This is a genomic window from Microbacterium caowuchunii (genome assembly GCF_008727755.1).
In the GTDB taxonomy this organism is placed as follows: domain Bacteria; phylum Actinomycetota; class Actinomycetes; order Actinomycetales; family Microbacteriaceae; genus Microbacterium; species Microbacterium caowuchunii.
In genome coordinates, this window is record NZ_CP044231.1 from 2,442,543 (window position 1) to 2,468,011 (window position 25,469).

The following is a 25,469-nucleotide window of genomic DNA, read 5'->3' on the forward strand; positions in this document are numbered from 1 at the left end:
GTCGTACCGCCCTGCCCCCTCCCCCGGAACCGCCCGAGGGGAGAAGCGATGACGGTGAGCGAAACGGAGCGACGTGCCATGGCACGCGCGCTCGAACTCGCCGCCCGCGGCCCGCGCGGCGTGAACCCCCAGGTGGGCGCGATCCTGCTGAGCCCGAGCGGCGACATCCTCGCGGAGGGATGGCACCACGGGGCCGGGACCGCGCACGCGGAGGTCGACGCGCTCTCGAAGCTGACGCCGGGAGCGGCGCACGGCGCGACCGCCGTCGTGACGCTGGAGCCGTGCAACCACACCGGGCGCACGGGTCCGTGCGCGGCTGCGCTCATCGACGCGGGCGTGGCCCGGGTGGTCTACGCCCTCCCCGATCCCACGCCGGTCGCCCGCGGTGGCGCCGACCGACTCCGCTCGGCGGGGGTCTCGGTGGAGCCCGGAGTGCTCGCCGACGAGGCACGCGACCTGCTCCGCTCCTGGACGACCGTGCAGCGCCTGGGCCGGCCGCACGTCACGCTGAAATGGGCGCAGAGCATCGACGGCCGCGCCGCGGCCGCGGACGGCACCAGCCAGTGGATCACGGGACCCGACGCCCGCGCCGACGTGCACGAGCGCCGTGCGCAGGCCGATGCGATCGTGGCCGGCACCGGCACCGTGCTCGCCGACGACCCCGCCCTCACCGCACGTGCGGCGGACGGGTCGCTGCTGGCCCATCAGCCCCGGCCGGTGGTGATCGGTTCGGCGGAGATCCCCGCGGATGCGGCCGTCCGCCGTCATCCGATCACCCTGCAGCAGTTCCGTACCCGCGACCTGGGCGCCGTCCTCGCACGGCTGCGCGCCGACGGCGTGCACCGCGTCTTCGTCGAGGGCGGCCCCACCCTGCAGAGCGCCTTCCTGCGCGAGGGCCTCGTCGACGAGCTGCTCGTCTATCTCGGCCCCGTGCTCCTGGGCGGCCCGGGACTCGCCGTCGGCGACCTCGCGGTGCCGACCATCGCCGACGCGCATCGTCTCGACATCCGGGACGTCCACCGGCTCGGCGCCGACGTCCTGCTCGTCGCCCGCCCCGCATCCCCCGCACAGCAAGGAGACCTGTGATGTTCACCGGCATCGTCGAGGAGATCGGCACCGTGAGCGGTGTCGCACCGTCGGGTGACGGCATCCGCCTCACCGTCCGAGCCCCGCTGGCCGTATCCGACGCCGGTCACGGCGACTCCATCTCCATCTCGGGTGTCTGCCTCACCGTGGTCGACCGCGGCGAGGACTGGTTCACGGCGGACGTCATGCGCCAGACGCTCGAGATGTCGACCCTCGACGGAATCGCCGACGGTTCCGCGGTCAACGTGGAACGGGCGATGGCCGCGCACGGTCGCCTCGGCGGGCACATCGTGCAGGGACACATCGACGGCACCGGCGTCGTGCGTGAGGTCCGCCCCGGCGACCAATGGCAGGTGCTGCGCATCTCGCTCGGCGAGGACATCGCCCCCCTCGTCGTGGACAAGGGATCGATCGCCGTCGACGGGGTCTCCCTCACGGTCAGCTCCGTCAGCGCGGCGGATGCCGACGAGCAGTGGTTCGAGGTGTCCCTCATCCCGGAGACGCTCGCGGCCACGACCCTCGGCGCGCGTGCGGTGGGCGATCGCGTCAACCTCGAGACCGACATCCTCGCGCGCCACGTCCGGCGCCTTCTGGCTTTCCCCGAGGCAGCGGCCATCGCCACTGCCGCCCCCATCCCGAACGAAGGAGGCTCCCGATGAGCCTTTCCCCCATCACCGAGGCCCTCGAGGCGCTCCGCGCAGGCAAGCCTGTCATCGTCGCCGACGATGAGAACCGGGAGAACGAGGGCGATGTCATCATCTCCGCCCAGCTCGCGACCCCGCAGTGGATCGCGTGGACGGTGCGCCACTCCAGCGGTTTCATCTGCGCCCCCATGCCCGCCGACTGGGCGGACCGGCTCGATCTGCCCCCCATGGTGGAGGTCAACCAGGACGCGCGCGGAACCGCCTACACGGTCAGCGTGGACGCGGCCTCGGGTGTGACGACCGGCATCAGCGCCGCGGACCGCGCACACACCCTGAACGTCCTGGCCGACCCCACGGCCGTCCCGACGAGCCTGATCCGGCCGGGGCACGTGCTTCCCCTGCGCGCGGTCGACGGCGGGGTCCGGGAACGCAGCGGCCACACCGAGGCGGCCGTGGACCTGATGCGACTCGCCGGCCTCGAACCGGTCGGCGCGATTGCGGAGATCGTGGCGGAGGACGGCAGCATGATGCGCCTGCCGGGGCTCATGGAGCTCGGCGCACGCGACGGCATCCCCGTCATCACGATCGAGCAGCTGATCGCGCACCTCGATGAGACCGAGCCCCGCGAAACCCTCGCGCACCCTCCGCACCGCCGCCGGGTGAGTCTGCGCGCCGAAGCCGCCGTGCCCACCACGCACGGCGATTTCCGGATCCTGGCGTACAAGGACCGGGTCACCGGGACCGATCACGTGGCGATCGTCTCCGGCGACCTCGAGGATGCGCCGCTCGTGCGCGTGCACTCCGAGTGCCTGACCGGTGAGGCCTTCGGGTCGACCAAGTGCGAGTGCGGGCCGCAGCTGAACGCGGCGCTCGACCGCATCGCGAAGGACGGCGGCGTGGTCGTGTACATGCGCGGTCATGAAGGACGCGGCATCGGCCTGATCAACAAGCTGCGCGCGTACAACCTGCAGGAGCGCGGGCTCGACACCGTCGACGCGAACCTGGCCCTCGGCCTCCCCGCGGACGCACGGGACTACGCCGCGGCGGCCGGCATCCTGGCCGATCTCGGCGTGGAGCGGGTCCGCCTGCTCACCAACAACACCGACAAGACGTCGCAACTGCGCGCACTCGGGCTCGACGTGGTCGAGCAGGTGCCGCTGCTGGTGGGCATCGGTCCCAACAACCACCAGTACCTCGCCACGAAGCGCGACCGGATGGGTCACGTGATCGCGGACGCGGATCTTTCCGACGCACTCGCACAGATGAAGGAGGCCACCGGCCAATGAGCGGACACGGCGCACCCAAGACCGAGATCGTCGACGCCACGGGCCTCCGTGTCGTGGTCGTCGCCGGCACCTGGCATGAGGTCATCACCGAAGGCCTTATCTCCGGAGCCGAGCGGGTGCTCACCGCATCCGGCGCCGACTACACCGTCGTGCGCGTCGCGGGCTCCTTCGAGCTGCCGGTGACGGCGAAGACGGCCCTCGAGGCCGGGGCGGATGCGGTGATCGCGCTCGGCGTGATCATCCGCGGCGGCACCCCGCACTTCGAGTTCGTCTCGGCCGCCGCGACGGACGGGCTGACCCGCGTCGCCCTCGACACGGGCAAGCCGGTGGGCTTCGGTGTGCTGACGCTCGACGACGAACAGCAGGGCATCGACCGCGCCGGTTTCGACGGGTCGCGGGAGGACAAGGGCGCCGAGGCGGCGGATGCAGCACTCCGCACCGCGCTGACCCTCCGCGCTCTCCGCGGCTGACGAGGAACTGCCCTCCCGCGAGACTGCATAGGAGGCACGAGACAGCGCGTGAGAACGTCCGTCTCGTAGCGCCTATGCAGTCTCGCGGGAAGGGAACGCCCGAAGGCCGGAACCTTCAGTAAGGCGCAAGGTATGCTGGGCGGCATGGAGACCCTGCGCGACATCGTCGTATACATCCACCTCATCGGCTTCGCCGTGCTCTTCGGCGCCTGGCTCGTCGAGGCGGTGGCGCGCCGCATCCGCTTCACCCGCCTGATGAGCGTCGGCATGACCATCGCCGCGCTCACGGGCTTCGCCCTCGCCGCTCCGTGGGGCATCGAGTACGAGCTCAACTATGTGAAGATCACGGTCAAGCTGGTCGTCCTGCTCGTCATCGGCGCCCTGCTCGGTATCGGCGGCGGCCGCCAGAAGCGCACCGGATCGCTGCCGCCCGCACTGTTCTGGGCCGTCGGCGTCCTGACCCTGCTGAACGCGGGACTCGCCGTCATCTGGCGCTGACGCCCCTCGCTCGAGAACGCCGCGCGACCCCACCGGTCGTGCGGCGTTCCGCGTCTCATCCACAGCTCTGACCAGGCCATTGCGCGCGCAGGCGTAGACTTTTCCCCTGCGCGCCGCCGATCAACGCCGGCGCGCTCCGGTGATCCAAGGACGTGACGCCCGCCGCATCATCCCTGCCCGGACGCCCGCCTCACCGGTGCGTCTCACGAGGACGCCCTCCGCTTCTCTTCGGGACAGGTCCCCCCCGCATGTCATCCGCTTCCCCCGCCGCACCGGTCAACTCCCGCTCTCGCGTGATCACCGCGAGCCTCGTCGGCACGACGATCGAGTTCTACGACTTCTACGTCTACGCGACCGCCGCGGTCCTCGTCTTCCCCGCCCTCTTCTTCCCCACCGGCGACGACACGACGGCGCTGCTGTCGTCCTTCGCCGTCTTCGGCGCCGCGATGGTCGCTCGCCCCATCGGTGCGGTCATCTTCGGCCATTTCGGCGACCGCTTCGGCCGCAAGGCCACGCTCGTCGCGTCCCTGCTCACGATGGGCGTCGCCACCTTCCTGATCGGCTGCCTGCCGACCTACCAGGACATCGGATGGTGGGCCGCCCTCATCCTGCTGTTCCTGCGCCTCGCCCAGGGCTTCGCCCTCGGTGGCGAGTGGTCCGGCGCCGCCCTCGTGGCGACCGAGAACGCACCGAAGGGAAAGCGTGCCTGGTACGGCACGTTCCCGCAGCTCGGCGCCCCGATCGGTTTCATCATCGCCAACGGAGTGTTCCTCATCATCAACTTCGCCCTGCCGCATCCGGACGGCGGCGCGCAGCGTTCCGAGGAGTTCCTGGCCTGGGGATGGCGCGTGCCCTTCCTGTTCTCGGCGGTCATGGTCATCGTCGGGCTCTGGGTGCGTCTGCGCCTGGTCGAGTCCGCCGCCTTCACGAAGGCCGAGAAGACCGGCGCGATCCGCAAGTTCCCGCTGGGCGCGGTGCTGCGCATGCACTGGTGGCACCTGATCCTCGGCACGTTCATCATGCTGGCGACCTACGTGCTCTTCTACCTGATGACGAGCTTCACCCTCTCCTACGGCACGAAGGCGGCGACGGATGCGGCGCAGGCCGCGGCCGAGGCCGCCGGAACCCCGTTCGATGCCGCGACGTACGTGCCCGGACTCGGCTTCGGGTACACCGACTTCGTGATCATGCAGATCATCGGCGTCGTGTTCTTCGGCATCTTCACGCTGCTGTCCGGCCCGGTCGCGGACGCGATCGGGCGCCGACGCCTGCTGATCTGGGTGACCGTCGCGATCATCGTGTTCGGCTGCACGTTCAACGTGTTCCTGCTGCCGCAGGTGGACCCGAAGTTCACCGGGGCGCTCGTCCAGGGGTTCCTGATCATCGGGTTCGTGCTCATGGGCGCGACGTTCGGCCCGATGGGGGCGATCCTGCCGGAGCTTTTCCCGACGAACGTCAGGTACACCGGCTCGGCGATCTCGTACAACGTCTCGTCGATCCTCGGCGCCGCCCTCGCCCCGATCATCGCGGTCGCGCTCTGGGCCGCCGCCGACGGATCCCCGTGGCTGGTCGGCATCTACCTCAGCGGTGCGGGCGTGCTCACCCTCATCGCGCTGGTGCTCTCCAAGGAGACGAAGGACGTCGACTACGACGAGGGCGCGGCGCTGCAGGAGACCGCGTCGCTCTGACCTCGTCCTGACCGCGAGCGCCGGGCCGGAGGCATCCCCTTCGGCCCGGCGCTCTCCCGTTCGCGGGCGGGCGGATGGCGGGCGACGTCACTCCCCTCCGCGTGACCGGCGACGGTTCGCATCCGGTCTGACACCCGTTCCTGGGTTCGGGGCGGGTACGGTCGATACGACCCCCTCTTCCGGACCGAGGAACCCCCATGAGCTCCCCCCTCTCCGGCCGCCGCGCCCGCGGCCGCACCGACGGCCCCCGCGCGAGCTTCCGCCAGCTGCTGCCGTTCCTGTTCGAACACAAGCGCACCCTCGTGGTCGTCGCGATCCTCAGCGTCATCGCCGCCGTCACGACGCTCGGCCAGCCACTCGTCGTCGGCGAGGTGATCTCGCGCGTGCAGGCCGGCGACACCCTCGGAGTGCTCGTCTGGGCATTGGTGGCCCTCGTCGTCGCCTCCTCGGTGATCTCGGGTTACCAGCACTATCTGCTGCAGCGCACCGGGACAGCGGTCGTGTTCTCCAGCCGCCGGCGGCTCATCGCCCGCATCCTGCATCTGCCGATCCGCGAGTTCGACGCCCGCCGCACGGGGGACATCGTCTCCCGTGTCGGCACGGACACGACCCTCCTCTACGCGGTGCTCACCCAGGGGCTGGCGGACTCCATCGGCAACGTCCTGATCTTCGTGGGCGCGATCATCGCGATGCTGGTGATCGACCCGCTGCTGCTCCTGCTCATCCTCGTGGTCATCGGCGCCTCCTTCGGCGTGGTCGGTGCCCTCAGCGGCCGCATCCGTCGTCACACCAGCGCCCAGCAGGAGAAGGTCGGCGAGCTCGCCTCCGCCGTGGAGCGCGCGGTCGGATCGATCCGGACGGTGCGGGCCGCGGGCGCCGCCGAACGCGAGCAGGCCGGGATCACGCAGACCGCGACCGAGGCGTACGGCATCGGCGTCGCCATCGCGAAGGCGTCGGCGCTGATCGTGCCGATCGCCGGCATCGCCCTGCAACTGTCCCTGCTCGTGGTCCTCGGTGTCGGCGGCTACCGGGTCGCCTCGGGCGCGATCACGATCGCGAGCCTCGTCACGTTCGTGATGTTCCTCTTCTTCCTCATCCAGCCGCTCGGCTCCTTCTTCGGCGCCATCACCTCGGTGAACCAGGCACTCGGCGCGCTCGGCCGCATCCAGGAGGTCCTCGACCTGCCCACCGAGACGGAGGACGACGCGGCGATCGCCGCCCGGATCACGGATGCGGATGCCGCCGTGGCCCCGGCGGACACCGCGATCGAGTTCCGCGACGTGCACTTCACCTACCCCGCCGCGGTCGTCGCCGCCCGGCAGAAGACCGAGGCCGAGGCGAAGGCGATGCTCGCCAGCGCGCACGTCGACACGTCCGCCCTCCAGGCGATCGAGGCGGAGGAGACCGAGGGGCACGTGCTGCGCGGCGTCTCCTTCCGGGTCCCGCGCGGCGCGCGCGTGGCGCTCGTCGGCCCGTCCGGCGCCGGCAAGAGCACCACGCTGTCACTCATCGAGCGGTTCTACGACCCGACCGACGGCGCGATCCTGCTGGACGGCCGCGACATCCGGACCCTCGATCGCGACGATCTGCGCGCCCACCTCGGATACGTCGAGCAGGACGCCCCGACCCTCGCCGGCACGATCGGCGACAACCTGCGGCTGGCGTCTCCCGAGGCGACGGATGCGGAGTGCGAGCGGGTCCTCCGCGAGGTCAATCTCGGCGAGGTATTGGACCGGTCTCCGCTGGGCCTCGACGCGCCGGTCGGAGAGGCCGGGGTCATGCTGTCGGGGGGCGAGCGTCAGCGCCTCGCCATCGCCCGCGCGCTGCTGGCCGCGCCGCCCATCCTGCTGCTGGACGAGTCGACGTCCTCGCTCGACGGCCTGAACGAGCAGCGGATGCGGGAGGCCATCGACTCGGTGGCCGAGGGGCGCACCCTCATCGTCATCGCCCACCGCCTGTCCACGGTCGTCGACAGCGACGTCATCGTCGTCCTCGAGGGCGGTCGGGTGGTCGGCCAGGGCACGCACTCCGAGCTCGTCGCGACCGTGCCGCTGTACCGGGACCTCGCCAAGCACCAGCTCCTCGTCTAGCGCGCCCGCTCACCTGTCGCGAAGACGCGGTCCGAGCCGACGGACGCGACAGGTGAACGCAGGGCGACGGCGGACGTGGAAACGCCCCGCACCGGAGGGTGCGGGGCGTTTCCACGTGGGCGGGGTCAGGCGTTGGCCTTCTGCCCCAGCCGGTAGCGCAGCGACGCGAGCTCGGCGCGCAGCGCAGAGGGCACCTTGTCGCCGAAGGTGTCGTAGAACTCCTCCGTGAGCCGGGCCTCCGTGAGCCAGGACTCCGTGTCGATCGAGAACAGCTCGTCGAGGTCCTCCTGCGGGACGGTGATGCCGTCCAGGTTCAGGTCGGAGGTGCGCGGCACGCGACCGATCGGCGTGTCCACCGCCGGGACCTTGCCCTCCACGCGGCGGATGATCCAGTCGATGACGCGGGCGTTGTCGCCGAATCCCGGCCACAGGAACCGGCCGTCGGCGCCGCGGCGGAACCAGTTCACCTGGAAGATCCGCGGTGCGCGGTCGAAGCGCAGCTTCTGGCCGACCTTGACCCAGTGGCCGAAGTAGTCGGCCATGTTGTATCCGCAGAACGGCAGCATCGCGAACGGGTCACGGCGCAGCTCCCCGACCGTGCCTTCTGCGGCGGCGGTGCGCTCGGACGAGATGGTCGAGCCGAGGAACACCCCGTGTGTCCAGTCCGTGGCCTCGACGACGAGCGGCACGTTCGTGGCGCGACGTCCGCCGAAGAGGATGGCATCCAGCGGCACGCCCTCCGGCGCATCCCAGTCCTCCGCGATCTGCGGGCACTGGGCGGCGGCGACCGTGAAGCGCGAGTTCGGGTGCGCGGCCGGACGACCGGATGCCGGGGTCCAGGGGTTGCCCTCCCAGTCCTCGAGCTCAGCCGGGGCCTCGTCCGTCAGACCCTCCCACCAGACATCGCCGTCGGGGCGGAGTGCGACGTTCGTGAAGATCGTGTTGCCCCACAGCGTCTCGACGGCCGTCACGTTGGTCGACTCGCCGGTGCCCGGTGCCACGCCGAAGAAGCCCGCCTCGGGGTTGATCGCCCACAGGCGCCCATCCTCCCCCGGACGCAGCCAGGCGATGTCGTCGCCGAGCGTCTCGACCCGCCAGCCGGGGATGGTGGGGCGCAGCATCGCAAGGTTCGTCTTGCCGCATGCCGACGGGAACGCCGCGGCCACGTGGTAGGCCTTGCCCTCCGGGCTGATGACGCGGATGAGCAGCATGTGCTCGGCGAGCCAGCCCTCGTTGCGGCCGATCACCGAGGCGATCCGCAGCGCGAAGCACTTCTTGGCGAGGATCGCGTTGCCGCCGTAGCCGGAGCCGTAGGACCACACCTCGAGGGTGTCCGGGAAGTGCACGATGTACTTGTCGTCGTTGCAGGGCCATGCCACATCCGCCTCGCCCGGTGCGAGCGGGGCGCCGACGGAGTGCACCGTCTTCACCCAGGGGGACCCAGCGGCGATCTGCTCCACGACGTGGGTGCCCACGCGGGTCATGATGCCGATGGAGGTGACCGCGTAGGCGGAGTCGGTGACCTGCACCCCGATGTGCGAGAGGGGGCCACCGACGGCACCCATCGAGAACGGCACCACGTACATCGTGCGGCCGCGCATCGATCCGTCGAAGATGCGGTTCATCGTGCCGCGCATCTCGGCCGGGTCGGCCCAGTTGTTGGTGGGACCGGCGTCCTCTTCACGCTCGGACGCGATGAAGGTACGACCCTCGGTGCGCGCCACGTCGCTCGGGTGGGACCGGGCCAGGTAGGAGCTCGGCCGCCATTCCGGGTTCAGCTTGATGAGCTTGCCCTCGTCGACCATCTCTCGCAGCAGCGCGTCGTTCTCGGCACGGGAGCCGTCGACCCAGTGGATGCGGTCGGGCTTGGTGAGCGCGGCGATCTCCTCGACCCATTCGACGAGTGCGGCCATGCCGGGGCCCTCGATCTCGGGACGCTGGCCATACGCGCTCGAAGCGACGATGCGGTTCGGTGCGGTACGGGTGTAGGTCTCGGCCAGTGCCATGATCACTCCTGTGTGAGGGATGTCGGACGTTCAGAACCCCGTCGTCCGAACCACTCCGAAGAGATTTCGGACGTTCAGAACTGAGTTCCCTCCTAGCTTGGCGAGCGTCCTCGTGTTCTTTCCAGCCCTTGACGCTGAAAGAGTCGCGGTTCTTTCAGTATGATCAAGGAATGCCGTCGAGCACGATCGAACTCACCACCCTGGGGCACCGCATCCGTCACTACCGGACGAGCGCCGGCCTGACCCTGGACGAACTCGGGCTCGCGGTGGGCGTCGCCGGAAGCCACCTGAGCCTGATCGAGAACGGCAAGCGGGAGCCGAAGCTCTCCCTCCTCCAGGAGATCGCGACCGCCACCGGAGCGCAGCTGAGCGACCTGCTCTCCAGCGAGCCGCCCAACCGCCGGGCCGCCCTCGAGATCGAGCTCGAGCGGGCGCAGTCCGCCCACGCGTTCCGGCGCCTCGGGCTCCCCCCCATCCGCGTGACCAAGGGGCTCAGCGACGAGACCATCGAGACCGTCCTGGGGCTGCACCACGAGCTGCAGCGTCGCGAGCGGGAGGCGATCGCGACGCCGGAGGAGGCTCGGCGCGCCAACACCGAACTGCGCCTGCGGATGCGGGAGCGCAACAACTATCTGCCCGACATCGAGAAGCTGGCCGAGAAGCAGTTGAAGGCGGCCGGGCACACCGCGGGCGCGCTCACCCACCGCACCGTCAGCATCATGGCCGCGCAGCTCGGGTTCGAGCTCATCTACGCGAGCGATCTGCCGCAGTCGACCCGGTCCATCACCGACCTGGAGAACGGCCGCATCTACCTCCCGCCGGCGTCGATCCCCGGCGGCCACGGGCTCCGTTCGATGGCGCTGCAGGCGATGGCGCACCGACTGCTCGGACACCAGCCGCCCAGCGACTACGCCGACTTCCTGCAGCAGCGCCTGGAGATCAACTACTACGCCGCGTGCTGCCTGATGCCTCTGACGAACTCGGTGGCCTTCCTGCAGCAGGCCAAGAAAGAGCGCGACCTCGCGGTGGAGGACTTCCGCGACGCGTTCGGCGTCACCCACGAAGCGGCCGGGATGCGGATGACGAACCTCCTCACCGAGCATGTCGGCATCCCGCTGCACTTCCTGCGCGTGGACGGCGACGGGGCGATCTCGCGGGTGTTCGAGAACGACGACCTGCCCCTGCCGATGGATGTCACCGGTGCGGTGGAGGGGCAGATCGTGTGCCGCAAGTTCTCCGCCCGCTCCGCCTTCGCCGAGCAGAACCGCACGACCGAGCACTACCAGTACACCGACACCCCCTCCGGCACGTTCTGGTGCTCCACCCAGACCGGGTCCACCCCGGAAGGCGAGTTCTCCATCACGGTGGGGGTGCCGTTCGACGACGCGAAGTGGTTCCGCGGACGGGAGACCACCCAGCGGGCGACCTCGACGTGCCCGGACGAGGCGTGCTGCCGCCGCCCGGCGGCGGAGGCCGCGAACCGCTGGGAGGGCAAGGCGTGGCCGAGCGCGCGCGTGCACATGCAGATGTTCACGCCGCTGCCGCGCGGCGCCTTCCCCGGTGTCGACGACAACGAGGTGTACGCCTTCCTCGACCGGCACCTCTAGGCCGGGCCCGCTCGCGCGCCGGAAGCGCTGCCCGCGTCAGGTGTAGAGCGAGATCGGTTGCACCGCGCCGGTCAGGAAGTTCGCGCCGACCTCGAGCTTCTTGTAGTCCACCGGGTCGTGCAGCGAGTGCGTGCGGACGTTGCGCCAGTGCAGGTCGAGACCCACCCTGGTCGCGGTGGAACTCGTCCCGGTGGCCTCGAACACGCGTGTCGTGACGTCGACCGCGGTGTCGCTGGAGACCACCTTGAGCCGGGCGACCTCGATCTCGAGCGCCGCCCGGGCCTCGGCGTCGACACCGCCGGGCGATCCGATGACCTCGTCGAACCGGCGGTTCACGCGGTCGGCGAGCGCCTCCACCGCGGCCACCCGGGAGACGAGCTCCCCGTACAGCCGCTGCACGAACGGGTCCTCCCGGTAGGTGTCCGCCGTGCTCAGGAACCACGCGTTGGGGCGGGCGTTGGTCAGCGCCCTCGCCTGGGCGAGAGCCCCCTGGGCGATGCCGAGGTAGAGGTTGCCGAACACCAGCTGGATGCCCGGGGTGATGAGGCTCTGCACCGGCTCGTCGGTCCCGAAGCCGAGCAGGTGCCGCGCCTCCACCCGGACGTCGCGATAGGTCACGGTGTTGCTCGCCGACAGGCGCTGTCCGAGGTTGTCCCAGTCGTCCACCAGTTCCACCCCCGGATGCCCGAACGGCAGGACGAGGAATGCGAACCGGCCGTGTTCGGCTCCCCCCTCGACGACCGCGTTGACCAGCAACGCCTCCCCCACGCCGGAGCCGGTGGAGTAGCGCTTGAACCCGTTCAGCCGGTAGCCGTCGCCGTCGACCGTGAGCGTCAGGTTCGGATCGACCGGGTTGACCGAGTCGCCCCAGATCCAGCGCCCGGCGATGCTCTCCCGATACCAGCGCTCGCGCTCCCCGTGCGGCGCGACCAGGGCGATGTTCGCGGAGTTGATGTAGTGGTAGCCGAGCAGTTGCGCGATCGAGCCGTCGGTGCGGGAGAGGATGCGGACGGCGCGCAGCGCGGATTCCCAGTGCGCCCCGCCGCCGCCCCACTCGGCGGGATCCAGGAGCGTGGTCAGGCCCGAGCCCTTCAGGAGCTCGACCTCCGCGAAGGGCTGCGCGTTCGCCCGGTCCCGGGCCAGGGCGTCCTCGCCGAGGACCGCGGCGACCCGTTCTGCCTCCGCGTCCCAGCGGTCGATCTCCTGGTGGTCTGCGCTGCCGCTCCAGTGCGTCCGGGCGGTGGTGGCGGGGGTCTCGACGATGGTCATGATGCTCCTCGGTGATCGATCAGACGGTCGCGGGCAGGACGGATGCGCCGCCGTCGGCGGCGCTGTGCAGACCCGAATACGCTCCGCGGTATGCGTGCGCGGGATGCCAGGAGGGGACGACGGCGCTTCCGCTCAGCCGCTCGCGCAACGTCGCCCCCTCGTAGTCGTCCCAGACCCGCCCGCGCCGGCGGAGCTCCGGGATGAGGTACTCGACGATGTCCTCGAAGGTTCCCGGTGTCGTCACGTAGGCGAGGTTGAATCCGTCGATCCCGCCCACCTCGATCCACCGCTCCAGCTCGTCGGCGACGGTCGCGGGTCCCCCGACGAGCACCGGTCCGATCCCGCCGATCCCGACGTACTCGGCGATGTCGCGAGGGGTCCAGGTCCGGGTGGGGTCCGCGAGGGTGAAGATCGACAGCGCCGAGCGCGCCGCATCCGTGTCCACGTACTCGAGCGGCTCGTCGGGGTCGAGCTCGGCCAGATCGATTCCGGACCAGCCGCCGTACAGTGCCAGAGCGCCCTCGACGGATACGTACCGCCGGTAGTCGGCGTAGGCGGCGTGCGCCGCCTCATCCGTCTCGGCGACGATCACGGTCGCGAGCGTGAGGATCTTGACCGAGTCGCGGGGCCGGCCGATCCGTTCCGCCTTGTCCCGGATACCGTCGGTCACGGTGCGCGTCAGTTCCGGCACCAGACCGTTGATGAAGATCGCCTCCCCGTGCCGGGCGGCGAACTCCTGGCCCCGGGGCGATGCGCCCGCCTGGAAGATGACCGGGGTGCGCTGGGGTGACGGTTCGGCCAGGTGGATCCCGGGGACGTCGAAGAACCGGCCGTGGTGCTGGATCGGGTGCACGCGCTCGGGGTCGGTGAACACTCCGGCTGTCCGGTCGCGGACGGCCGCGCCGTCCTCCCACGAGCCTTCCCAGAGCTTGTAGGTCACGTCGAGGAACTCGTCCGCGATGGCGTAGCGGTCGTCATGGGCGATCTGTTCGCCGAGGCCGAGATTGCGGGCGGCGCTGTCCAGATAGGACGTCACGACGTTCCATCCCACCCGGCCGTCGGTGAAGTGATCGAGCGTCGAGAGCGTGCGGGCGAGCGCGTACGGCTGCGCGTAGGTGGAGGCGATGGTGACCCCGAAGCCGAGCCCGCGGGTGACTGCCGCCATGGCGGGGATCTGCAGCAGCGGGTCCCCGACCGGGATCTGGGCCGCGTCCCGCAGGGCGGGCGCCGCCGAATCGCGGTAGACGTCGTAGACGCCCAGCACGTCCGCGAGGAAGACGGCGTCGAACGTGCCGCGCTCGAGGAGCTTCGCCAGGTCCGTCCAGTAGTCCAGGCGGTTGTAGCGATCGGCGTCGTTGTCCGGATGGCGCCAGAGGCCGGGCGCCTGGTGGGTGACGCAGCTCATCTCGAACGCGTTGAGGATGATGCGGGAGCTCATGGCCGTTCCTTCCTGCGCCGGTCTCGACGCCCGAGCAACGTAATCGCGCTGGGGCCGTCACCTCACCCCCCGGCGACACACGCCGACACGCGATGACGGCAGGTGTCGGTGTGCGACGTCGCATGTCGCCGTCTTACGCACCGGAGGGCGGGCACGGCGTGCCGCCTCCCACACTGGCCACCGAGCGGCCCCGCGGCCGCCCCGAACACGACCGCACCGGAGGCCCTCATGTCCGTTCCCCCGTCCCGCCCGCGCATCCTGCGCCGACTCGCCGCGCCCGCAGCGCTCGCCGTGACCGCCCTCGCCCTGGCGTCCTGCGCCGGGGGCGCGGCGTCCGCATCCGACGACGCCGAGGAGCTGACCGTCCTGCTCATCTCCTCGCACGAGGGCGCCTCGAAGGTCCTCGCCGAGGAGTACGAGGCGAAGACCGGCGTCAAGATCAACCCGGTGATCGTCCCCTACGACGAGATCGGCAACACGTTGGCGCTCGATCAGCAGTCCGGCGCGAACACGATCGACGTCGCCGCGCCCTGGTACGTCTCGATCGGCGACCTCGCCGCCTCCGGTGCGATCCAGGACCTCACCGAGTGGATCGAGGAGACGCCGGCGCTGGAGACGGACGACTTCATCCCCGCCGTCTACGACCCGTACACCCTGGTGGACGGGAAGCGGTACGGGCTGCCGTTCGACGGCGACACCCACGTGCTCTTCTACAACACCGAGATCCTGGCACGGAACGGTTTCACCGCACCGCCCGCCACCTGGGACGAGTACGTCGAGCAGTCCCGGGTGATCACCGAGAACGAGAGCGCGAACGGCGTCTACGGCAACGTGATCTTCGGACAGAAGTCGCCGCTGATCCTGGGCGCGAGCTTCGCGAACCGGCTGGCCGGGTTCGGCGGCGCGTTCGTGGACGAAGACGGTGCCCCCACGATCAACTCGCCGGAAGCGATCGCCGCGGCGCAGTCCCTGGCCGACTCCATCGCGTCGGCCTACCCGACGGCGGCGGAGACCGCCTTCGGCGAGGGTAACTCCGCCTGGTACGCCGGCAGGGCCGCGTTCATCGAGAACTGGACCGACCTCGGCGTCGGCTCGCAGACGAACCCCGACTCGACCGTCGTCGACAGGTGGGGCGTGACATTCCTGCCCGTGGGCGGCGGCAACACCGAGCCCCGCGCGTCGCTCGTGGCCGGCTTCACCTGGGTGATCGCGGAGAACACCGAGAAGACCGAGCTCGCTCGCGACTTCATCCAGTGGGCCGCATCCAGCGAGGTCAACGAGCAGCTGCTCGTCGCCGACCCGCAGACCGGCATCGATCCGAACCGGATCTCGTCCCTCGAGAGCGACGCGTACGGCACCGCGTACCCGGAGCTGCAGCGGGTCAACCGCGCCACGCTCGACGGCGCTCTGGCGTGGCCGACCGGGAAGAACGCCACGCAGGCGGCGGAGGTGCTGACCGACGAGCTCGCGAAGCTCATCGCCGGAGAGGTCACCGCGAAGGAAGCGCTCGACGCGACGCAGGCGGAGTGGGAAGAACTCCTTGGCTGAGTCCGCCGTCCTCGCCCGCCCGCGCCGGTCCCGGGAGTCGTCCCGCGGACCGGAGCGGGCGCGCCGCCCGTCCCCCGTTCCGGGGCAGGCGCCGATCCGCCGTGCGCCCCGGAGTCCGGCGTGGGCGCATCGCCTCTTCGTCGGACCGAGCGTCCTCACGCTGCTGGTGCTCGGCGTCTATCCGCTGGTCTTCATCCTGCTCGCCGCCTTCACCGAGTCGTCGCTCGGCAAGCCCTTCCAGGAATGGGTGGGCACGGAGACGTTCCAGAAGGTGCTCGCGGATGCGGATGCGGTGTCCTCACTCGGACGCACTCTCGTCTCCTCGCTCGGGGTGTCGGTGGCGAGCCTCGCCCTCGGCGTCGTCGCGGCGCTCGCCCTGCACGGCGCGGTGCGCAGCGGCTCCCTCGTCCGGACCCTGCTGCTGCTCCCGCTCATCACTCCGCCGGTGATCGTCGGCACGCTGTGGAAGCTCATCTACAACCCGGGCGGCGGGCTGCTCGCGACCGTGCTGGGATTCTTCGGCGTCCCCGCGCAGACGATCGCGCCGCTGTCGTCGACGACCTGGGCGCTGCCCGCGGTCGCCGTGGCCGACGTCTGGGAGTGGACCCCCCTGATCGTGCTCCTCGTGTTCACCGCGCTCCTCTCGCAGGACCCGCAGACCCTGGAGGCCGCGCGGCTGGACGGCGCGCACGGATGGCGGCTGTTCCGCTACGTGACCCTGCCGGCGATCGCGGGCGTCGTCGCCGCGGCATTCTTCATTCGTCTCGTGCTGGCCTTCAAGGTCTTCGATCTGGTCTTCATGATGACCTCGGGCGGACCGGGGCAGTCCACCACGACGACCTCCTACCTGATCTACCAGGCGGCTCTGCGCGAGTTCGACCTGGGAAAGGCGGCCGTGATCACCCTCCTCCTGGCGGTCCTCGTCACGGTCATCACCATCCCGGTCGCGCTCATCGCGCGCAGATTGCAGGCGAACCATGAGTGAAACCCTCCCCCGGCCCCGCCACAGATCCTCCACCGATCACCGCAGCGTCCTCGCCACGGTGGTCCTCGGCATCCTCCTCGTCTTCTTCGTCGTGCCGCTGCTGTACCTCGTCTCGGTCTCGCTCATGGGACGCAACGAGACCGGCCAGGGGGTGCTGATCCCCGCCATCCCGCAATGGTCGAACTGGCTCGACGTGCTCACCGGGTCGGACCTGCTGCACGGCATCACCAACTCGCTGGTCGCCGCGATCGGCGGCGCCGCCCTGACGATCGTGCTCGCCATCCCCGGCGCGTGGGCCATCGTGCGCTTCCGGACCGGTGGCGCGACCCTGGCCGGCACCCTGATGAGCCCGTGGCTGCTGCCGCCGATCGTCGCAGTGGTCCCGCTGTTCACCCTGCTGCGGGTCATCGGGCTCACCAACACGCTGCTCGGGCTCACCCTGGTCTACGCGCTCGTCAACGTGCCGGTGGCGATCTGGCTGCTCGAGGGATTCCTGCGCAGACTCCCCGTGGAGATCGAGGAGGCCGCCCGCATCGACGGCGCCGGTTCGTTCCGGCTGCTGCTCTCGATCGTCGCGCCCCTCATCGCCCCGGCGATCGTCGCGGTGGCAATCATCGCGGGGGTACTGAACTACAACGAGTTCCTGCTTGCGACCTTCCTGACCCAGAGCCCGGACGCGCAGACCCTGCCGGTCGTGCTCTCACTGTTCTACGGGGAGCGCACTCCGCACGTCGGCAAGATCGCCGCCGCCTCCGTGATCGGTCTCATCCCGGTGTTCGCCGCCGCGGTGTTCCTGCAGCGCTGGCTGATCGGCGGGCTCACGAACGGCAGCGTGCGATAGGCATCAGCCGCGGATGAACTCGGCATACCGGTCCAAGGCGGCCTGGACGGCGACCTCGTCGACCGGATCCGCACCGGATGCGGCGGGGAAGAGCTCGGCCCGGGCAGCCACCTCGTGGCGGCCCACGGCCCGCGAATGCGTCCAGACCCCCGCGATACGCCCTCGGACGAGGATCGTGGGCCGAACCATGCCGTTCGCGCCCGGGCCGATGAGGGCCCGGTGCGCGGTCGTAGCCGCCGCACTGCGGTCGGCGTAGGAGATGTAGTACTCGTCGAAGGCGGGCAGCGCGACGACCTCGGGGCGCCCCGGGTCCGGCCGGGGCGCCCCGATCGACGCATAGAGCGGGACGTCGCGGTCCGCCACCGTGACGCGCCCCTCGGCTGCGGCGGCCGCCGTCCGGGCGACGCCGAGCGGGAGCCCGGTCCACCACGCGAAGTCCGCGGCCGTCGCGGGTCCGTGCCCATCGATGTACCGGACGAAGAGCTCCGCGAGCGGATCCACAGGGGTCACCGGATCCGGGATCCACTCCTCGGACAGCACGATGTACTGCTCCCGGGTCACCGCGCCCGGCCGCGGCACGACCGGGCCGTGGCAGACGATGCCGCGCAGGCTGAGCGACTGCAGCAGGTGCAGGCCGCGCTGGCCGGCGGTCCGCTCCCCCACCCGCTCGAGCACCCCGGCCACCTCGGCGCGGGTGAGCCGGCCGCCCCCGCGCAGCGCCGACCGCACGGCCCGCTCGGCGCGGCGGAGCGCGTCCGCGTCGATCTCGAGCTGACGGTGACGGGAGGCCGCGCTGCGCAGCTGCCGCTCGCCCGTGATGCCGAGGAGCCAGCCGAGGTCTGCGGCCGGGCAGATGTGGATGGTGCCGCGCATCGTCCACGAACGCACCAGGCGCCCGTCGTCGAACGCCGCGTCCAGGCGGGACAGCCCGGGCGCCCTCGACGACCGCACCGCGAGGGCCCAGCGTCCGCCCCAGAATTCCTGCGCCTGCGTCGCGAGCATGTGCCGGGCGGCGGCGACCGGGTCGGCGGCCGGCGCGGTGAGCCGGTGCGACCGCATCCGCTCCCGCGACCTCGTCGCGTCGTTCATGCCCACCATCGTGGAGCGTTTTACGCGAACGGGTCGGCCGTGAGCGTGTACTTCGTCTGCAGGTACTCGTGGATGCCCTCTGCGCCGCCCTCGCGGCCGAGGCCGGAGAACTTCCAGCCGCCGAAGGGGGCCGCCGCGTTCGACACGACGCCCATGTTCAGGCCCATCATCCCCGTCTCGAGCCGCTCGATCATGCGCTGCCCGCGAGCGAGGCTCTCCGTGTAGACGTAGGACACGAGGCCGTACTCGGTGTCGTTCGCGAGCCGCACGGCGTCGTCCTCGTCGTCGAAGGGGATGATGGCGAGGACCGGTCCGAAGATCTCCTCGCGCAGGATGTCGCTACCCGCGGGCACGTCGCTGATGACGGTGGGCTCGTAGAAGGTCCCGGGACGGTCGATCGCCCGGCCGCCGGTGCGGAGGGTGGCACCGCGCCCGACGGCGTCCTCGACCAGCTGCGCCGCCTTCTCGACCGCGCGGTCGTCGATGAGCGGACCGATCGTGACGCCGTCCTCGGTACCCCGGCCGATGCCGAAGCCGTTCACGCGCTCCGTCACACGGCGGGCGAACTCGTCGGCCACCGCACGATGCACGATGAACCGGTTGGCTGCTGTGCAGGCCTGGCCGATGTTGCGGAACTTCGCGGCGATCGCCCCCTCGACCGCCTTGTCCAGGTCCGCGTCGTCGAACACCACGAACGGCGCGTTCCCGCCGAGCTCCATCGAGGTGCGGAGCACACCCGATGCGGCCTGCTCCAGCAGTCGCTGTCCCACCGGCGTGGACCCGGTGAAGGAGAGCTTCCGCAGACGCGGATCCCGGATGATCTCCTCGGACACGGAACCCGAGGACGTGGTGGTCACCACGTTCACCACGCCTGCGGGAAGCCCCGCGTCCTCCAGCAGCTTCGCGAACGCGAGGGTGGTCAACGGGGTCAGCCCGGCAGGCTTGACCACGACCGTGCACCCGGCGGCGAGGGCGGGGGCGATCTTCCGTGTCGCCATCGCCAGCGGGAAGTTCCACGGGGTGATCAGGTAGCACGGCCCCACCGGATGCTGCGACACGATCATGCGGCCGGTGCCTTCCGGGTTCGGGCCGTACCGCCCCTGGATGCGGGACGCCTCCTCGCTGAACCAGCGCAGGAACTCGCCACCGTAGGCCACCTCCCCACGCGCCTCCGCGAGCGGCTTGCCCATCTCCAGCGTCATCAGCAGCGCGAAGTCCTCCTTGCGCTCCTGCAGCAGGTCGAAGGCGCGACGCAACAGCTCCGCACGCTCGCGCGCCGGGGTCGCCGCCCACGCCGGGAACGCGTCGACCGCAGCATCCAGGGCGGCCTTCCCGTCCGCCACGGACGCCGAGGCGATCGTCTTGATCGTCTCGCCGTTCGACGGATCCTGGACGGTGAACGTCGCCCCGTCCTGGGCGGGACGCCACCGTCCGCCGATGAACAGTCCGTCGGGCACATCCGCCAGCAGCTCGGTCTCCCTGTTCGGGGTCATGGCACTCCTTCGTCGGTTCCGTCACCGTCGCCCCATTGTCGCTCCGCCGTCCGCGGACGTCAGTCTCCCCGCCGTCCACTGGGCGACGCGGTGATCGCCACGGCGTACAGTCGCGATCCCACCCCTCGGCCCCGGCGGACTTCGCGGCTATCATCGAGCCGTCCGGCGCGTCCAGAACGAGGGCCGGTGCCCGCAAAAGGGGCACGAAGCACACCGCGAGACACATACGGAACCCTCCGTCCTGTCCGAAAGGTCTCGCCGATGCCCACCGTCTCCGCCCATGTCGCCATCACCCTGGCCCGCCACATCCGAGAGGTCTTCGGGGTGATGGGAAACGGCAACGCCTACTTCCTCGATGCGCTGGAGCGGGAGACCGACGCGACGTACACCGCCGTGCGGCACGAGGCCGGTGCGGTCATCGCCGCGGACGCGTACCACCGGACCGGCGGAGGCCTCGGCGCGGCGACCGCGACGTACGGAGCCGGGTTCACGAACACCCTGACCGCCCTCGCCGAGGCGGTGCAGGCCCACGTGCCGCTGGTGCTCGTGGTGGGCGATGAACCGACATCGGGGCCGCGTCCCTGGGATGTGGACCAGATCGCCCTGGCCTCCGCGGTCGGCGCCCGCACCTACACCGTGGGGCGTACGGATGCGGCCGCCACCACCGCCATCGCGATCGAGCACGCGCTCTCCTACCGGGTACCCACCGTGCTCGCCATCCCCTACGACGTCGCGCGGCTGGAGGCGGGGCCCGTGCCGGCCACCCCCGCACCCGCCCTGCCCCCGGCGCACGGCATCGAGGGCGAGTTCGCGGCGCACGCCGTCCGTGAGCTCGCCGGCGCCCTCGCCCTGGCCGAGCGCCCGGTGCTGATCGCGGGCCGCGGCGCGTGGCTGTCCGGGGCGGGCGAGGCGCTCGGCGCATTGGCCGACGCCACCGGGGCGCTGACGGCGACCACGGCGCTCGGGCGCGGGGTCTTCCCGGACGACCGGTTCGACCTCGGGGTCACCGGCGGATTCGGGGCGGAGGGCGCGATGGCCCTCGTCCGCTCTGCCGACGTCGCCGTCGTCTTCGGGGCCTCGCTGAACCAGTTCACGATGCGGTTCGGGGAACTCTTCGACCCGCGCACGCGCGTCGTCCAGGTCGATCTCGCCCCCGCCGCGACGCATCCGCACGTCGGGGGGTTCATCCGCGCCGACGCCGCCGTGGTCGCGCAGGAGCTCGTCCAGGAGCTGCGCCGGACCGGCGCATCCGCGTCCGGGTGGCGGGAGACGGTGGATGTGGCGGCCGCCCGGAGGCAGGACGGCGCCGCGGAGTTCGCCCCGGACGGCCGGCTGGATCCGCGCGCGGCCGCGATCCGCATCGCCGAGCTCCTCCCCGAGGACCGGGTGGTCGTCTCCGACGGGGGGCATTTCATCGGGTGGGCGAACATGTACTGGCCGGTGGCGGCATCCGACCGGATGGCGATGATCGGCACCGCGTACCAGTCCATCGGCCTGGGGATGGCGAGCGTCCCGGGCGCCGCCCGCGCACGCCGGGATGCCACGATCGTCCTGACCACGGGCGACGGGGGCGCACTGATGGCGTTGGCGGACCTCGAATCCGCCGTGCGGGTCGCGGCGGGACGGGGCATCGGCGTCGTCTGGAACGACGCCGCGTACGGCGCGGAGGTGAACCTCTACGGGCTGAAGGGTCTCGCGACCGAGCCCATGCTGATCCCCGAGGTGGACTTCGCGGGGCTCGCGACCGCCGTGGGGGCGGAGGGCGTCGTCGTGCGCCGGCTCGACGACCTCGGCGTCCTGCGCGACTGGGCCGGGCGCCCCGCCTCCGAACGGCCCTTCCTCCTGCTCGACCTGCGCATCTCGGGCTCGGTCATCGCGCCGTACCAGCAGGAGGTCATCCGGGTGAACTCCTGAGCCGGCGACCTCTCCCGGGGGTCAGACCGCGGCACTCTCGCGCGCCGGCACCATCTGCTGCGCGAAGAAGTCGGCGAGTTCGGTCGTCGCCCCCAGCGGAAGCACGTGCGCGACGTACTGGTCCGGGCGCACCACCACGACCGCTCCGGAGGGAGCGATGCCCCGCAGTGCGAAGATGTCGGCATCGGGATGGACGGCGTAGATCTTCTCGTAGTCGACGAGTCCGAACGGCCCCACCCGGGGCAGGAAGATCGGCGGGATCCCGCTCATCTCGACGTCGGCATGCGACCGCGGGTACACGACCTTGACGTCGAAGACGCTGTCGATGTCGGCGCCCTCGGGAGTGAACCTGCGTACAGGCGATCCGTCCGCCGTCGCCAGCCACTGCGCCCATCCGGCGAGCGCCACCGCGTCCCGGTCGGCGAAGGCGTAGATCCGCCAGCGGCCGTCGGCGCGGGCGTGGTGTCCGAGATGGGCCGGCACCGCGTCGCCGATGCGGACGACCGGCGCGGACTTCAGGCGTTTACCGATCGGGAACCCGGAGGCGAGTTCCTGATGCGTCGCCTCGCCCACGATCATGGAGGGCGGATACTGGGTCATGAAGCCCGCGGGGAACTCGGCGGTGCGCGTGTAGAACTCGGCGAGATCCTCGGGGCTGTTGAACTCCTCCGGCTTCTTCGCCATCAGCGTCGACCATTCCCGGTCGAAGTCGATGAGGTTCTGTGCGATCACCTGCCGCTCGGCGGAGTAGGTGCCCAGGAGCGACTCGGGTGCACGCCCGCTCAGCACCGAGCCGAGTTTCCAGCCCAGGTTGAAGCCGTCCTGCATGGACACGTTCATCCCCTGCCCCGCCTTCGCACTGTGGGTGTGGCATGCGTCACCGCAGATGAACACGTGCGGGGTGCGCGACGAACCCGAGCCCACGTCGTCGAACCCGTCGGTGACCCGGTGCCCGACTTCGTAGACGCTCCACCACGCGACGTCCTTCACGTCCAGCGCATAGGGATGCAGGATGTCGTTCGCCTTCGCGATGATGGCCGCGAGCGGCGTCGCGCGGATCCGCCCGTCGTCACCTTCCGGCACCTCGCCGAGGTCCACGTACATCCGGAAGAGATGACCGCCTTCGCGGGGGATGTGGAGGATGCTGCCGGCACGGGACTGGATCGCGCACTTGATGCGGATGTCGGGGAAGTCGGTGACGGCCAGCACGTCCATGACGCCCCACGCGTGGGCGGCCTGCCCCCCGATGTGCCGACGCCCGATGGCCTCGCGCACGCGACTGCGCGCGCCGTCGCAGCCGACGACGTAGCCGGCACGGATCGTGCGCTCCCGTCCCTCGTGTTCCCCTGCGACGTCGCGCAGTGTGACAGACACGGGGCGATCCCCCTCGCCGACGGTGAGCCCGACGAACTCGACACCGTAGTCGGGGGTGACCCGGGCGGGAGCGACCGCCGCGACCTCGGCGAAGTAGTCCAGCACACGGGCCTGATTGACGATCAGGTGCGGGAACTCGCTGATGCCGTGCGGATCGTCCGCCGCCCGCGCGGTACGGACGATGTTCTCGGGACGCTCGGGGTCCGGGGTCCAGAAGTTCATCTCGCAGATGCGGTACGCCTCGGCGGCGATGCGCTCGGCGAACCCGAAGGCCTGGAAGGTCTCGACGCTGCGCGCCTGGATCCCATCCGCCTGACCGATCGCGAGGCGCCCCGGACGCTTCTCGACGAGGCGGGTGGTGAGGGAGGGATACTGCGCGAGCTGGGCCGCGAGGAGCATGCCGGCCGGTCCCGACCCCACGATGAGGACGTCGACCTCCTCCGGGATCTCCTCCGGGCGCTCGACGCCGGTGCCGGCGGCAGGCTGCACCCGCGGATCGGTGGAGACGTAACCGTGGTGGTGGAACTGCATCGGCATGGTCCTTCCCGGGGAGGACTCCGTCGTCCCTTCCCCGCCGCTCCGCGGTCCGCCGGGACGGTTGCCGCAGATGCCCCAGATCATATACGATCCTCTGCAACACGCAAGAGCGAGGGAGCTCATGACCTCAGACGGCATCGACGCGGATGCGGCGGACCCGCGCTTCCGCGCGCTCCCCCGGCGTCCCGGCAAGATCATCGCCGTCCACCTCAACTACGCGTCCCGCGCGGACCAGCGCGGACGACGTCCGGCGCACCCCTCGTACTTCCTGAAACCCTCGAGCTCCGTCGCGGCCACCGGAGGGACGGTCGAGAGACCCGCAGGCACCGAGTTGCTCGCCTTCGAGGGGGAGATCGCCCTCGTCATCGGAGACCCGGCCCATCGCGTCGACTCCGGATCCGCCTGGGATCATGTCGCATGGGTGACGGCGGCGGACGACCTGGGCCTCTACGACCTCCGCGCGAACGACAAGGGGTCGAACCTGCGCTCCAAGGGCCGCGACGGCTTCACGCCCCTCGGACCGGGCCTGATCGACGCGCGCACCGTCGATCCCGCGATGCTCCGGGTGCGCACCTGGCTGAACGGGGAGATCGTGCAGGAGGACACCACCGCCGGTCTCCTGTTCCCGCTTCCGCAGCTGGTCGCGGACCTCTCCCAGCACCTGACCCTCGAGACCGGGGACGTCATCCTCACCGGCACCCCGGCCGGCTCCTCCGTGGCCGCGCCCGGTGACGTCATCGAGGTCGAGGTGGACGTCCCGGGCGGACCCCGCACGGGACGACTCGTCACCACGGTGGTCGACGGCGACCGGGGATTCGACCCCGGGCTGGGCTCGCTGCCGAGCACGGACGACGCGCAACGCGAGGACGCCTGGGGATCCCGTGCCGCGGCGGGACTGCCGCCCATCGGCCCGACGCTCTCCCCGGCCCTCCGCGCGAAGCTCGAGCAGGTGCCGGTCGCCGCCCTCTCGCAACAGCTGCGCAGACGCGGTCTCGACGACGTGACCATCGACGGGGTCCGTCCGATGCATCCTGACCGCCGGCTCATCGGCACGGCCCGAACACTGCGGTTCGTCCCGCTGCGGGCGGACCTGTTCGCCGCGCACGGGGGCGGGTACAACGCGCAGAAGCGCGCCTTCGACGCGGTGGGCGCGGGTGAGGTCATCGTGATCGAGGCCCGCGGGGAGACGGGATCCGGCACGCTCGGCGACATCCTCGCCCTCCGCGCACACGCCCGCGGAGCAGCGGGCATCGTGACCGACGGCGGCGTCCGGGACCACGACGCCGTCGCGGCGGTCGGCCTCCCCGTCTACAGCGCGGGCGCGCACCCCGCGGTGCTCGGACGCAAGCACGTTCCCTGGGATCTCGACGTGACGATCGGATGCGGCGGCACCACGGTGCAGCCGGGTGACATCATCGTCGGCGACGCGGACGGGGTCATCGTGGTGCCGCCCGCCCTCGCCGAAGAGGTCGTGGACGCCGCGCTCGCCCAGGAGTCGGAGGACGCCTGGATCGCCGCCCGCGTCGCCGAGGGGAATCCGATCGAGGGACTCTTCCCGATGAACGCCGCCTGGCGCGCCCGCTACGACGGGGAGCGGCGGTGACCG

The 25,469-nt window shown here is 70.9% G+C and carries 19 protein-coding genes; 13 read left to right on the plus strand and 6 right to left on the minus strand.

Annotated features, from left to right (window positions below; all coding sequences use genetic code 11):
* Window positions 1–48: 48 nt before the first annotated feature.
* The 7 genes from ribD (at window position 49) to F6J84_RS11715 (ending at window position 7,762) form a co-directional block, all read left to right on the plus strand.
* Window positions 49–1,086, plus strand: a complete 1,038-nt coding sequence (gene ribD, locus F6J84_RS11685) for a bifunctional diaminohydroxyphosphoribosylaminopyrimidine deaminase/5-amino-6-(5-phosphoribosylamino)uracil reductase RibD (RefSeq protein ID WP_150973942.1) — start codon at window positions 49–51, stop codon at window positions 1,084–1,086.
* Window positions 1,086–1,745, plus strand: coding sequence for a riboflavin synthase (locus F6J84_RS11690; RefSeq protein WP_150973944.1), 660 nt, complete (start codon window positions 1,086–1,088; stop codon window positions 1,743–1,745). Before ribD ends, F6J84_RS11690 begins: the two co-directional genes overlap by 1 nt.
* On the plus strand, window positions 1,742–3,016 hold the full coding sequence (gene ribA, locus F6J84_RS11695; RefSeq protein ID WP_150973946.1) for a GTP cyclohydrolase II: 1,275 nt from the start codon (window positions 1,742–1,744) through the stop codon (window positions 3,014–3,016). Before F6J84_RS11690 ends, ribA begins: the two co-directional genes overlap by 4 nt.
* Window positions 3,013–3,486, plus strand: coding sequence for a 6,7-dimethyl-8-ribityllumazine synthase (ribH, locus tag F6J84_RS11700; RefSeq protein ID WP_150973948.1), 474 nt, complete (start codon window positions 3,013–3,015; stop codon window positions 3,484–3,486). Before ribA ends, ribH begins: the two co-directional genes overlap by 4 nt.
* A gap of 144 nt (window positions 3,487–3,630) precedes the next feature.
* Window positions 3,631–3,984, plus strand: a complete 354-nt coding sequence (locus F6J84_RS11705; RefSeq protein WP_150973950.1) for a Fe-S protein — start codon at window positions 3,631–3,633, stop codon at window positions 3,982–3,984.
* A gap of 248 nt (window positions 3,985–4,232) precedes the next feature.
* Window positions 4,233–5,672: an MFS transporter gene (locus F6J84_RS11710; RefSeq protein WP_150973952.1), complete on the plus strand. Its 1,440-nt coding sequence runs from the start codon at window positions 4,233–4,235 to the stop codon at window positions 5,670–5,672.
* A 197-nt stretch (window positions 5,673–5,869) separates the two neighbouring features.
* The gene (locus tag F6J84_RS11715) at window positions 5,870–7,762 is read left to right on the plus strand and encodes an ABC transporter ATP-binding protein (RefSeq protein WP_150973954.1); all 1,893 of its coding nucleotides are present in this window, start codon (window positions 5,870–5,872) and stop codon (window positions 7,760–7,762) included.
* Between the two features lie 125 nt (window positions 7,763–7,887).
* On the opposite strand, the gene F6J84_RS11720 is transcribed toward F6J84_RS11715, so the two are convergent.
* Window positions 7,888–9,768: a phosphoenolpyruvate carboxykinase (GTP) gene (locus F6J84_RS11720; protein ID WP_150973956.1), complete on the minus strand. Its 1,881-nt coding sequence runs from the start codon at window positions 9,766–9,768 to the stop codon at window positions 7,888–7,890.
* 170 nt (window positions 9,769–9,938) lie between these two features.
* Here F6J84_RS11720 and F6J84_RS11725 point away from each other — a divergent pair, with 170 nt between their 5' ends.
* Window positions 9,939–11,375, plus strand: coding sequence for an XRE family transcriptional regulator (locus F6J84_RS11725; RefSeq protein WP_150973958.1), 1,437 nt, complete (start codon window positions 9,939–9,941; stop codon window positions 11,373–11,375).
* 36 nt (window positions 11,376–11,411) lie between these two features.
* Here the strand turns inward: F6J84_RS11725 and F6J84_RS11730 are convergent, their stop codons facing one another.
* Both F6J84_RS11730 and F6J84_RS11735 read right to left on the minus strand, forming a co-directional pair.
* Window positions 11,412–12,644, minus strand: coding sequence for an acyl-CoA dehydrogenase family protein (locus tag F6J84_RS11730; protein WP_150973960.1), 1,233 nt, complete (start codon window positions 12,642–12,644; stop codon window positions 11,412–11,414).
* Window positions 12,645–12,663: 19 nt separating this feature from the next.
* Window positions 12,664–14,082, minus strand: coding sequence for an LLM class flavin-dependent oxidoreductase (locus F6J84_RS11735; RefSeq protein WP_150973963.1), 1,419 nt, complete (start codon window positions 14,080–14,082; stop codon window positions 12,664–12,666).
* A gap of 228 nt (window positions 14,083–14,310) precedes the next feature.
* Between F6J84_RS11735 and F6J84_RS11740 the strand changes: the two genes are divergently transcribed.
* Genes F6J84_RS11740 through F6J84_RS11750 form a run of 3 tightly spaced genes read left to right on the plus strand, consistent with a single transcriptional unit; the run spans window position 14,311 to window position 17,456 of the window.
* A complete protein-coding gene (locus tag F6J84_RS11740; protein WP_150973965.1) occupies window positions 14,311–15,630 on the plus strand; it encodes an ABC transporter substrate-binding protein in 1,320 nt (439 codons plus the stop codon).
* Window positions 15,623–16,615 carry a carbohydrate ABC transporter permease gene (locus tag F6J84_RS11745; protein WP_238702479.1) on the plus strand — a complete coding sequence of 331 codons (993 nt, stop codon included), beginning with the start codon at window positions 15,623–15,625 and terminating at the stop codon, window positions 16,613–16,615. Before F6J84_RS11740 ends, F6J84_RS11745 begins: the two co-directional genes overlap by 8 nt.
* Window positions 16,608–17,456: a carbohydrate ABC transporter permease gene (locus tag F6J84_RS11750; protein ID WP_150973967.1), complete on the plus strand. Its 849-nt coding sequence runs from the start codon at window positions 16,608–16,610 to the stop codon at window positions 17,454–17,456. The genes F6J84_RS11745 and F6J84_RS11750 overlap by 8 nt, the downstream gene beginning before the upstream one ends.
* A 3-nt stretch (window positions 17,457–17,459) precedes the next feature.
* On the opposite strand, the gene F6J84_RS11755 is transcribed toward F6J84_RS11750, so the two are convergent.
* Both F6J84_RS11755 and F6J84_RS11760 read right to left on the minus strand, forming a co-directional pair.
* Complete coding sequence (locus tag F6J84_RS11755) at window positions 17,460–18,545, minus strand: winged helix DNA-binding domain-containing protein (protein WP_150973969.1); 1,086 nt, start codon at window positions 18,543–18,545, stop codon at window positions 17,460–17,462.
* A 20-nt stretch (window positions 18,546–18,565) separates the two neighbouring features.
* Window positions 18,566–20,038, minus strand: a complete 1,473-nt coding sequence (locus tag F6J84_RS11760; protein WP_150973971.1) for an NAD-dependent succinate-semialdehyde dehydrogenase — start codon at window positions 20,036–20,038, stop codon at window positions 18,566–18,568.
* 261 nt (window positions 20,039–20,299) lie between these two features.
* On the opposite strand from F6J84_RS11760, the gene F6J84_RS11765 reads away from it, so the two are divergent.
* Entirely contained in the window at window positions 20,300–21,952 is a 1,653-nt protein-coding gene (locus F6J84_RS11765) for a thiamine pyrophosphate-binding protein (RefSeq protein ID WP_150973973.1), read from the plus strand.
* Window positions 21,953–21,973: 21 nt separating this feature from the next.
* Here the strand turns inward: F6J84_RS11765 and F6J84_RS11770 are convergent, their stop codons facing one another.
* Window positions 21,974–23,857: an FAD-binding monooxygenase gene (locus F6J84_RS11770; protein ID WP_150974801.1), complete on the minus strand. Its 1,884-nt coding sequence runs from the start codon at window positions 23,855–23,857 to the stop codon at window positions 21,974–21,976.
* A gap of 127 nt (window positions 23,858–23,984) precedes the next feature.
* Here F6J84_RS11770 and F6J84_RS11775 point away from each other — a divergent pair, with 127 nt between their 5' ends.
* Complete coding sequence (locus F6J84_RS11775) at window positions 23,985–25,466, plus strand: fumarylacetoacetate hydrolase family protein (RefSeq protein ID WP_150973975.1); 1,482 nt, start codon at window positions 23,985–23,987, stop codon at window positions 25,464–25,466.
* Window positions 25,467–25,469 lie beyond the last annotated feature (3 nt).

Excerpts from the sequence above, each read along its gene's own strand:
- ribD (WP_150973942.1), top strand. The coding sequence starts at position 49 with ATGACGGTGAGCGAAACGGAGCGACGTGCCATGGCACGCGCGCTCGAA.
- F6J84_RS11690 (WP_150973944.1), top strand. The coding sequence starts at position 1,086 with ATGTTCACCGGCATCGTCGAGGAGATCGGCACCGTGAGCGGTGTCGCA.
- ribA (WP_150973946.1), top strand. The coding sequence starts at position 1,742 with ATGAGCCTTTCCCCCATCACCGAGGCCCTCGAGGCGCTCCGCGCAGGC.
- ribH (WP_150973948.1), top strand. The coding sequence starts at position 3,013 with ATGAGCGGACACGGCGCACCCAAGACCGAGATCGTCGACGCCACGGGC.
- F6J84_RS11705 (WP_150973950.1), top strand. The coding sequence starts at position 3,631 with ATGGAGACCCTGCGCGACATCGTCGTATACATCCACCTCATCGGCTTC.
- F6J84_RS11710 (WP_150973952.1), top strand. The coding sequence starts at position 4,233 with ATGTCATCCGCTTCCCCCGCCGCACCGGTCAACTCCCGCTCTCGCGTG.
- F6J84_RS11715 (WP_150973954.1), top strand. The coding sequence starts at position 5,870 with ATGAGCTCCCCCCTCTCCGGCCGCCGCGCCCGCGGCCGCACCGACGGC.
- F6J84_RS11720 (WP_150973956.1), bottom strand. The coding sequence starts at position 9,768 with ATGGCACTGGCCGAGACCTACACCCGTACCGCACCGAACCGCATCGTC.
- F6J84_RS11725 (WP_150973958.1), top strand. The coding sequence starts at position 9,939 with ATGCCGTCGAGCACGATCGAACTCACCACCCTGGGGCACCGCATCCGT.
- F6J84_RS11730 (WP_150973960.1), bottom strand. The coding sequence starts at position 12,644 with ATGACCATCGTCGAGACCCCCGCCACCACCGCCCGGACGCACTGGAGC.
- F6J84_RS11735 (WP_150973963.1), bottom strand. The coding sequence starts at position 14,082 with ATGAGCTCCCGCATCATCCTCAACGCGTTCGAGATGAGCTGCGTCACC.
- F6J84_RS11740 (WP_150973965.1), top strand. The coding sequence starts at position 14,311 with ATGTCCGTTCCCCCGTCCCGCCCGCGCATCCTGCGCCGACTCGCCGCG.
- F6J84_RS11750 (WP_150973967.1), top strand. The coding sequence starts at position 16,608 with ATGAGTGAAACCCTCCCCCGGCCCCGCCACAGATCCTCCACCGATCAC.
- F6J84_RS11755 (WP_150973969.1), bottom strand. The coding sequence starts at position 18,545 with ATGAACGACGCGACGAGGTCGCGGGAGCGGATGCGGTCGCACCGGCTC.
- F6J84_RS11760 (WP_150973971.1), bottom strand. The coding sequence starts at position 20,038 with ATGACCCCGAACAGGGAGACCGAGCTGCTGGCGGATGTGCCCGACGGA.
- F6J84_RS11765 (WP_150973973.1), top strand. The coding sequence starts at position 20,300 with ATGCCCACCGTCTCCGCCCATGTCGCCATCACCCTGGCCCGCCACATC.
- F6J84_RS11770 (WP_150974801.1), bottom strand. The coding sequence starts at position 23,857 with ATGCAGTTCCACCACCACGGTTACGTCTCCACCGATCCGCGGGTGCAG.
- F6J84_RS11775 (WP_150973975.1), top strand. The coding sequence starts at position 23,985 with ATGACCTCAGACGGCATCGACGCGGATGCGGCGGACCCGCGCTTCCGC.